The organism is Streptomyces flavofungini (assembly GCF_041028215.1).
GTDB lineage: Bacteria > Actinomycetota > Actinomycetes > Streptomycetales > Streptomycetaceae > Streptomyces > Streptomyces flavofungini_B.
In genome coordinates, this window is record NZ_JASKYR010000259.1 from 1 (window position 1) to 8,992 (window position 8,992).

Consider the following 8,992-nt stretch of genomic DNA (forward strand, 5'->3'; position numbering starts at 1 on the left):
CGGCGGGCCGCCTCCGGCGCCCTCGGCGGCCCGCCGTCGTCCGCCACCCGCGCCGGCCGAACCACTGCGCTGAGCGGCGCGCCGGGCCTCGGCCCGGCCACCGTAGGGACGGTCTCCGCCCTCCCCGGGCCCGGACCCGTGCGGCTCATAGGAGGAAGAGGGCGATCCAGTGGCATCTCGCGGTGCCGCGCGGCGGCCCGACGGCGCTCCTTGGGCGCCACGCCTGGCCGCGGCGCGTCCGCCGCCCTGCGGCTGCGGCGGCTTGCGACGGTGCTCGCTCATCGAACGATTACTCCTCGGGCAGGCGCAGTTGTCCGCGCCTGGAAACGGCGGCTGGTTTCCGGTCCCCCCGAAGTACGGATGCGCCCGTTCCGGCACTCACCCGCACTACACCAGGGACGACGACGCTCCCTCGCGTCACATGGTTCCCGGCGGCATACATGGCGCACAGACTACGCACCGTCAAAACCCTCCTAGAGCCGAAGTTCACCCCAAATCAGGCAAGTTCCTTCCTACGAATCGGTGATGTGACGCCGTTCACCGTGCCCCCTCTTGTCTCAACCCGGGCACCGTTCTATCGTCTCGATGTATCGAGTCGATACATCAGCTCGGCATAAAGACCGTGGTGAGGGACCGAGGCAGACGGGAGGCGAAGATGAGCAGGCGCTCCGGCATCCTGGAATTCGCCGTGCTCGGACTGCTCCGCGAGTCCCCGATGCACGGCTATGAGCTGCGAAAACGCCTCAATACATCGCTGGGGGTGTTCCGCGCCTTCAGCTACGGGACGCTCTACCCCTGCCTCAAGACGCTGGTCGCCAACGGCTGGTTGATCGAGGAGACGGGCAGCACCTCCGAGGACGCCCTCGCCGCTCCGCTCGCGGGGCGCCGCGCCAAGATCGTCTATCGATTGACGGCCGAAGGTAAGGAGCACTTCGAGGACCTGCTCTCGCAGACCGGCCCCGACGCGTATGAGGACGAGCACTTCGCCGCCCGCTTCGCCTTCTTCGGGCAGACCTCGCGAGACGTACGCATGCGGGTGCTCGAGGGCCGCCGCAGCCGCCTCGAAGAGCGCCTGGAGAAGATGCGCGCCTCCCTGGCCCGTACCCGGGAGCGCCTTGACGACTACACGCTTGAGCTGCAGCGGCACGGCATGGAGTCCGTGGAGCGCGAAGTGCGCTGGCTGAACGAGCTCATCGAGAGCGAGCGCGCGGGGCGGGGCCAGCAACGGTCCGCCCCCCAGAGCTCCGCTCAGCAGGACAGCACATCCGGGGAGTCGGCGGGCCTGCCCCGGCGGCGGGAGAACCCGCCGCCGGATCCGTCCGATGACCCCACCAAGTGAGACCCAGCGTTTTGCCGGGTCTCATCCGGAATACCGAGATCACACAGGGAGCAACCGGAATGGGTTCGGTTCGCGTAGCCATCGTCGGCGTGGGCAACTGCGCCGCCTCGCTGGTCCAGGGCGTCGAGTACTACAAGGACGCCGACCCGGACACCAAGGTCCCGGGCCTGATGCACGTCCAGTTCGGCGAATACCACGTCGGTGACGTCGAGTTCGTCGCCGCCTTCGACGTCGACGCGAAGAAGGTCGGCCTCGACCTCTCGGACGCCATCGGGGCCAGCGAGAACAACACCATCAAGATCTGCGACGTGCCGAACAAGGGCGTCTCCGTCCAGCGCGGCCACACCCTGGACGGCCTGGGCAAGTACTACCGCCAGACCATCGAGGAGTCCGACGAGGCCCCGGTCGACGTCGTCCAGATCCTCAAGGACCGCCAGGTCGACGTCCTCGTCTGCTACCTGCCCGTCGGTTCCGAGGACGCCGCGAAGTTCTACGCGCAGTGCGCCATCGACGCCAAGGTCGCGTTCGTCAACGCGCTGCCGGTCTTCATCGCCGGTACCAAGGAGTGGGCGGACAAGTTCACCGAGGCCGGTGTCCCGATCGTCGGCGACGACATCAAGTCGCAGGTCGGCGCCACCATCACGCACCGTGTGATGGCGAAGCTGTTCGAGGACCGCGGTGTCCGCCTCGAGCGCACCATGCAGCTGAACGTCGGCGGCAACATGGACTTCAAGAACATGTTGGAGCGCGACCGCCTGGAGTCGAAGAAGATCTCGAAGACGCAGGCCGTCACCTCGCAGATCCCCGACCGCGAGCTCGGCGAGAAGAACGTCCACATCGGCCCGTCCGACTACGTCGCATGGCTCGACGACCGCAAGTGGGCCTACGTCCGCCTTGAGGGCCGCGCCTTCGGTGACGTCCCGCTGAACCTGGAGTACAAGCTCGAGGTCTGGGACTCCCCGAACTCCGCCGGTGTCATCATCGACGCCCTGCGCGCCGCGAAGATCGCCAAGGACCGCGGGGTCGGTGGCCCGATCCTCTCCGCGTCCTCGTACTTCATGAAGTCCCCGCCGGTCCAGTACTTCGACGATGAGGCCTACGACAACGTCGAGAAGTTCATCAAGGGCGAGGTCGAGCGCTGAGCGCGCTCTCCACGTCACGCGTAGAGGGTCCCCGGGCAGTGTGCCCCGGGGACCCTCCTCGTATATGAGTCCGGACAAGGGTGAGGCTTATGGCTGTCGTCGGTGACCTGCGTGTTCTGCTGCGCCTGCGGGACTTCCGACGTCTGCTCGCCGTCCGCCTCGTCTCCCAGAGCGCGGACGGGGTCTACCAGGTGGCACTCGCCACCTATGTCGTCTTCTCACCGGAGAAACAGGCCTCACCAGGGGCGATCGCCTCCGCGATGGCCGTGCTGCTCCTTCCTTACTCCCTCGTCGGCCCCTTCGCGGGTGTCCTGCTCGACCGCTGGCGGCGCCGCCAGGTCTTCCTGTACGGGAATCTTCTGCGGGCCGCGCTCGCCGCGCTGACCGCCGTGCTGATGCTCAGCGGCGTCCCCGACTGGCTCTTCTACGCCTCCGCGCTCTGTGTCACGGCCGTCAACCGCTTCGTGCTCGCCGGTCTCTCCGCCGCCCTGCCGCGCGTGGTCGACGCCGAGCGCCTGGTCATCGCCAACTCCCTGTCGCCGACCGCGGGAACACTCGCGGCGACCCTGGGCGGCGGTCTCGCCTTCGCCGTGCGCCTGGTGGCCTCGGACTCCGACGCCGCGGTGGTCCTGCTCGGAGCCGCCCTCTACCTCTGTGCCGCGCTCGCCTCCCTGCGCATGGCCCGCGAACTGCTCGGCCCCGACCCCGACCTCGTGCAACCGCGGCTCGCGGCCGCGCTCGCCGGCACGGCACGCGGGCTGAGTTCGGGCATGCGGCATCTGCGGCAGCGCCCGAAGGCCCTGCGCGCGCTGGCCGCCATGACGGTGCTGCGCTTCTGCTACGGCGCCCTGACGGTCATGGTCCTCATGCTGTGCCGGTACGCGTGGTCGTCGTCGGAGTCCGAGGGCCTTGCGCTGCTGGGCCTGGCCCTGGGCATCTCCGGAGCGGGCTTCTTCGTGGCGGCCGCGGTCACCCCGGCCGCGGTCGGCCGGATCGGAGCGGGCGGCTGGATCACCGTCTGCGCGGGCTCGGCAGCCGTCCTCGAACCGGCGCTCGGCCTCCCCTTCGCACCCGTGCCCCTCCTGATCGCCGCCTTCGTCCTCGGCCTGACGACCCAGGGCGCGAAGATCGCCACGGACACGGTGGTGCAGTCCTCGGTGGACGACGGCTATCGCGGCCGGATCTTCTCCCTGTACGACGTGCTCTTCAACGTCGCCTTCGTGGGGGCGGCGGCGGTCGCGGCACTGGTCCTGCCACCGGACGGACGCTCGGTTCCGCTGGTCGTGGGGGTGGCTCTGCTCTACGCCGCGGTTGCTGCGTATTTGGCCAGGTTTGACGCGCAGTAAGTGTCACATCAGTGCCACAGAGCCTCTCTCAGCTTCTGAGTGGCCGTCCCACCTCGGTAACTTACGGGCGTCGCATTCGCGCCATCGCGCTCTCGTTCAAGGGGGACTCCCACAGTGACCACTCCGCCGCCGCCCCAGGGCCAGGCTCCTTACCCGCCCCAGGGTCAGGCTCCATACCCGCCCCAGGGCCAGAACCCGTACGGCCAGCCGCAGGGCCAGAACCCCTACGGTCAGCCGCAGGGCGGCGCTCCCTATCCTCCGCAACAGGGACAGCCGGGGCAGCCGGGCATACCCCAGCAGCCCTACCCGGCCTTCAACCAGGGTGGTCCCGTGCCTCCGCCCGCGCCCCGTCGCAGGCCCGTCAAGACCTACCTGCGGGCCGCTGCCGCCGTGGTCGTCGTGATCTTCATGGCGGTCGGCTGGTGGGCCAGCAGGGACGACGCGGAGACCGCGGCGGTCGGCGACTGCCTGAAGTCCGCCTCGTCCTCGTCGGACCGCATGGAGGTCGTGGACTGCTCGTCCTCCGAGGCGCAGTCCAAGGTCATCAAGAAGATCGACGGCCACTTCACCCAGTTCACCGCCGAGACCGAGTGCCGCAAGGTGGAGGGCGCCACCGGCTTCTACGCGGAGACCGGCAAGGGCGACGAGTTCCTGCTCTGCACGAAGGACGCCTGACAAGGACGCCTGACGGTACGCCGAGGGGCACTGTTTCACGTGAAACAGTGCCCCTCGGCGTAAATCGGGCGCGTGGTGTGTTTCACGTGAAACACACCGATCCAAGCCCCCTCAGTTCTGCGCGGCCCACCACTCCTTGAGCGCCGCCACCGCCGCCTCCCGCTCCATCGGACCGTTCTCCAGCCTCAGCTCCAGCAGGAACTTGTAGGCCTGGCCGATCACCGGCCCGGGACGCACGTCCAGGACCTCCATGATCTCGTTGCCGTCGAGGTCGGGGCGGATCGAGTCCAGCTCCTCCTGCTCCTGGAGGCGGGCGATGCGCTCCTCCAGGCCGTCGTACGCACGCGACAGCGCGTTCGCCTTGCGCTTGTTGCGCGTCGTGCAGTCCGAGCGGGTCAGCTTGTGCAGGCGTTCCAGGAGCGGCCCCGCGTCGCGTACGTAGCGACGGACGGCCGAATCGGTCCACTCTCCCGTGCCATAACCGTGGAAGCGCAGGTGCAGCTCCACCAGACGTGAGACGTCCTTGACGAGCTCGTTGGAGTACTTGAGCGCCGTCATGCGCTTCTTGACCATCTTGGCGCCGACCACCTCGTGGTGGTGGAAGGAGACGCGTCCGTCGCCCTCGAAGCGCCGCGTCTTCGGCTTGCCGATGTCGTGCAGCAGCGCGGCGAGCCGCAGCGTCAGGTCGGGGCCGTCCGTCTCCAGCGCCATCGCCTGCTCAAGGACGATCAGCGAGTGGTCGTAGACGTCCTTGTGACGGTGGTGCTCATCCCGTTCGAGACGGAGCGCGGGCAACTCCGGCAGGACCCGCTCCGCGAGGCCCGTATCGACGAGGAGAGCCAGGCCCTGGCGCGGGTGCGCCGAGAGCAGCAGCTTGTTCAGCTCGTCGCGCACACGCTCCGCGGAGACGATGTCGATGCGCTCGGCCATGGCCTTCATCGCGGAGACGACCTCGGGTGCCACCTCGAAGTCGAGCTGCGCGGCGAACCGCGCGGCCCGCAGCATCCGCAGCGGGTCGTCCGAGAAGGACTCCTCGGGTGTCCCGGGGGTGCGCAGGACACGCTCCTCCAGGTCGTCGAGGCCGCCGTGCGGATCGATGAACACCTTCTCGGGCAGTGCCACGGCCATCGCGTTGACGGTGAAGTCGCGCCGGACGAGGTCTTCCTCGATGGAGTCGCCGTAGGACACCTCGGGCTTGCGGGAGGTGCGGTCGTACGCCTCGGACCGGTAGGTCGTGACCTCGATCTGGAAGCTCTGCTCGGAGTCCCCGACGCGGGCCTCCTTCTGGCAGCCGACCGTGCCGAAGGCGATCCCGACCTCCCAGACGGCGTCGGCCCAGGGCCGCACGATCTTGAGCACGTCCTCGGGGCGGGCGTCGGTGGTGAAGTCCAGGTCGTTGCCGAGCCGCCCCAGGAGGGCGTCCCTGACCGAGCCGCCGACCAGGGCGAGAGAGAACCCGGCCTCCTGGAAACGGCGGGCGAGATCGTCCGCGGCAGGGGACACCCGCAGCAGTTCGCTGACCGCGCGGTGCTGCACCTGGCTCAGTGCGCTGGGATTGTCTTCATTGGCGTTCGGCACAACAGAAAAGGGTACGTGCACCGGGCCACCGGAGCCGACCTGATTCCCGACGGGCGCCCCTGGCGCGTCCCGGCACCGCTCCTGGCCCGTTCCGGATCTGTTCCTGGCCCATTCCGCACCTGCTCCTGGCGCGTTCCGGCGCCGCTGCCGCCCCTTCCGGGCACGTACGGCAGTCCGCTTCTGATCACGTGGAGCAGTCCGCGGCACTTCGCCCCAGCGCGCATCGTTACCATGCGTGGACGCACAACCGACGACCACTGACGACGAGGGATAGGCGAACGCGTGGCCGAGGCGGCAGACTTCCCGGGGACTCGCCCCACACCTGCCCGCCGGTGGCTGCGGCGCACCGCAGCACTGCTGGTGGGAACCCCTTTGCTGGCCGGACTCCTCCAGGCCCCGGTGAGCCCGGCCGCGGACGCCGCGGTGCCCGGCGCCCCGGTCACCGCCGCCAACGATTCGGGCCCCGTCGACGTCTCGCTCGACCAGCTCACCCCCGCCGCTCCCCGGGAGGGAGACACGGTGACGGTGTCCGGCACCGTCACCAACAACGGGAAGCAGACGGTGACCGGCGGAAAGGTCGGGCTGCGCCTCGGACCGGCCCTCAACGGCCGCAGCGCCGTCGACAGCGCCGCGAAGCGCACGACCTTCCAGCCGGGTGCCGACGGCACCGAGGTGGGCGGCAAGTACGTAGACAAGATCGCCAAGCTCGTGCCCGGAGTGCGGACGGACTTCAGCATCTCCGTACCGGTCAAGGACCTCGACCTGGGCGCGGACGGCGTCTATCAGCTCGGTGTGACCCTCACCGGCCAGAGCGCCGCACAGCCCTATCCCCAGGTGCTCGGCATCCAGCGCACCTTCCTGCCGTGGCAGCCGGACGCCGCCGAGACCAAGACCAGAACGACGTATCTGTGGCCGCTCATCACCGAGACGCATCTCACCGCGGAGACCGGGTCCGACGAACAGCAGACGCCCGTCTTCAAGAACGACGACCTGGCCGACGAGCTCGCCCCGGGCGGGCGCCTTCAGCAGCTCCTCGCGCTCGGCAGTGACCTCGACGTCACCTGGGTGATCGATCCGGACACACTCGCCTCGGTGGAGGCGATGACGGAGAGCTACCGCATCCGGAACTCCGACGGAAAGACCACCAGGGCGGGCAAGCACCAGGCCGTCGCGAAGCAGTGGCTCAACGACCTCGAATCCGCCGTCAAGGACAAGAAGGTCGTCGCGCTCCCCTTCGCCGACCCCGACCTCGCCTCCCTCGCGCACACCGGCAAGGCCGTCACCGGCTCCCTCAGCCACCTCAAGGAGGCAACGGAGACCGGCGCCATGGCGGTGAACGACATCCTGCACACCAAGTCGACGACCGACTTCGCCTGGCCCGCCGAGGGAGCCGTCGACCCGTCGATCGTGGATGTCTCCACCTCGGCGGGCGCCCACACGGTGATCGCCCGCAGCGACAGCTTCCGGGAGAGCGCCGCCCTGCCGTACGCGCCGACCGCGGCCAGGCCCATCGGCGGCGGCACGACGGCGGTGGTGGCCGACGCGCGCCTGTCCACCGCCTTCGAGGGCGACATGACGGTGGGCGAGAACGCCACGCTCGCCGTGCAGGAGTTCGCCGCCCAGAGCCTCATGCTCAACATGCAGGTCCCCGGCAAGCAGCGCAGCATCGTGATCGCCCCGCAGCGCATGCCCACGGCCAGCCAGGCGCAGACGATGGCCAAGGGCCTCACGGCCCTGCAGGAGGGCACGTGGACGCAGTCCCAGGGCCTGGCCGCCGCGGCGAAGGCGAAGCCGGACCCGCAGGCCACGACGCAGGTGCCGTCGGCGGGGTCCTACCCGGCCGCGCTGCGCAAGCGGGAGCTGCCGCCGTCGGCCTTCGTCACCTTCCGGAACACGCAGAGCACGCTGGAACGCTTCCAGGTGATCCTCACCAAGAGGGACCGCGTGGTCACCCCGTTCAGGCGGGCCATAGACCGCGGGATGTCCACCTCCTGGCGGGGCCGCCCGGCGGAGGCCACCACGTACCGCGACGGTGTGCGGAACTATCTGGACGATCTCACCCAGCAGGTCTCGCTGATCAAGAGGTCGGACGCGAAGCTCTCCGGACGCAGCGCGACCATCCCGGTGTCGGTGCAGAACAACCTGGTGCAGGGCGTGGAGCACCTGACCCTGCGGCTCTACTCCAAGAAGCCCACGCGTCTGAGCATCGGCGACGGGGAGTACGAGGAGAAGCAGGTCAAGATCGCCGGTGGGCACTCCCAGTCGGTGAAGTTCACCACCACGGCGAAGGCCAACGGTCCCGTACCGGTCTACGCGCAGCTCTACACGGAGGACGGACAGCCTTACGGCGAACGTGTGGAGTTCGAGGTCAATGTCACGGAGTTCACCCTCGCGGTGATGCTGGTCATCGCCGGTGGTCTGCTGCTCCTCGTGCTGGCCGGGTTCCGGATGTACACGCAGCGCAAGCGCGCGGCGCGCAAGCGGGCCGAGGAGGGCCCGGCGGAGGGCCCGGACGCGGCTCCCGAGGACGAGAACGGGACCCCGCCCGGCGAAGGCGGCCCCGAGCAGCCGAGTGACCCGACACCGGACACCGCCCCGGAAAGCACCGGCCCGTCGGACACGGGTGAGAGAGTGGACCGTTGAGCGATGTCGTGGCCGGTGGGCCCGGGGACGATGAGGTGGGGTAATCCATGAACGCGCCGTACGACGGTGACCGCGGCCAGGGCTCGGGTGGCTCCGGCCCGGCCGGCGGCCCGCCTCAGGGCTCCGGCGAGCACGGGCAGCAGGTCCCACCGCAGCCCGCGCCCGACGTGTACCTCCAGGACGCCTACGACCAGGACCCCTACCGGGGACAGGACCTCTCGGCCCAGGACCCGGTGGCGGAGGCGCTCTACGACCGCGCGGCCCACCCG

At 69.4% G+C, this 8,992-nt stretch carries 7 protein-coding genes; 6 read left to right on the plus strand and 1 reads right to left on the minus strand.

Annotated features, from left to right (window positions below; genetic code table 11):
* Positions 1–655: 655 nt before the first annotated feature.
* The 4 genes from AB8Z36_RS19100 (at position 656) to AB8Z36_RS19115 (ending at position 4,502) form a co-directional block, all read left to right on the plus strand.
* Entirely contained in the window at positions 656–1,339 is a 684-nt protein-coding gene (locus AB8Z36_RS19100; protein ID WP_369214544.1) for a PadR family transcriptional regulator, read from the plus strand.
* Between the two features lie 59 nt (positions 1,340–1,398).
* Entirely contained in the window at positions 1,399–2,481 is a 1,083-nt protein-coding gene (locus AB8Z36_RS19105) for an inositol-3-phosphate synthase (protein WP_369214545.1), read from the plus strand.
* An 89-nt stretch (positions 2,482–2,570) separates the two neighbouring features.
* Positions 2,571–3,827, plus strand: a complete 1,257-nt coding sequence (locus AB8Z36_RS19110; protein WP_369214546.1) for an MFS transporter — start codon at positions 2,571–2,573, stop codon at positions 3,825–3,827.
* A gap of 330 nt (positions 3,828–4,157) precedes the next feature.
* Entirely contained in the window at positions 4,158–4,502 is a 345-nt protein-coding gene (locus AB8Z36_RS19115; protein WP_369214547.1) for an LppU/SCO3897 family protein, read from the plus strand.
* Positions 4,503–4,613: 111 nt separating this feature from the next.
* Here AB8Z36_RS19115 and AB8Z36_RS19120 read toward each other — a convergent pair whose 3' ends face one another.
* Complete coding sequence (locus AB8Z36_RS19120) at positions 4,614–6,080, minus strand: CCA tRNA nucleotidyltransferase (protein ID WP_369214548.1); 1,467 nt, start codon at positions 6,078–6,080, stop codon at positions 4,614–4,616.
* A gap of 282 nt (positions 6,081–6,362) precedes the next feature.
* Here AB8Z36_RS19120 and AB8Z36_RS19125 point away from each other — a divergent pair, with 282 nt between their 5' ends.
* Entirely contained in the window at positions 6,363–8,723 is a 2,361-nt protein-coding gene (locus AB8Z36_RS19125; RefSeq protein ID WP_369214549.1) for a DUF6049 family protein, read from the plus strand.
* A gap of 47 nt (positions 8,724–8,770) precedes the next feature.
* Positions 8,771–8,992, plus strand: a 222-nt coding sequence (locus tag AB8Z36_RS19130) for a hypothetical protein (RefSeq protein WP_369214550.1), incomplete at its 3' end; no start/stop codon positions are given.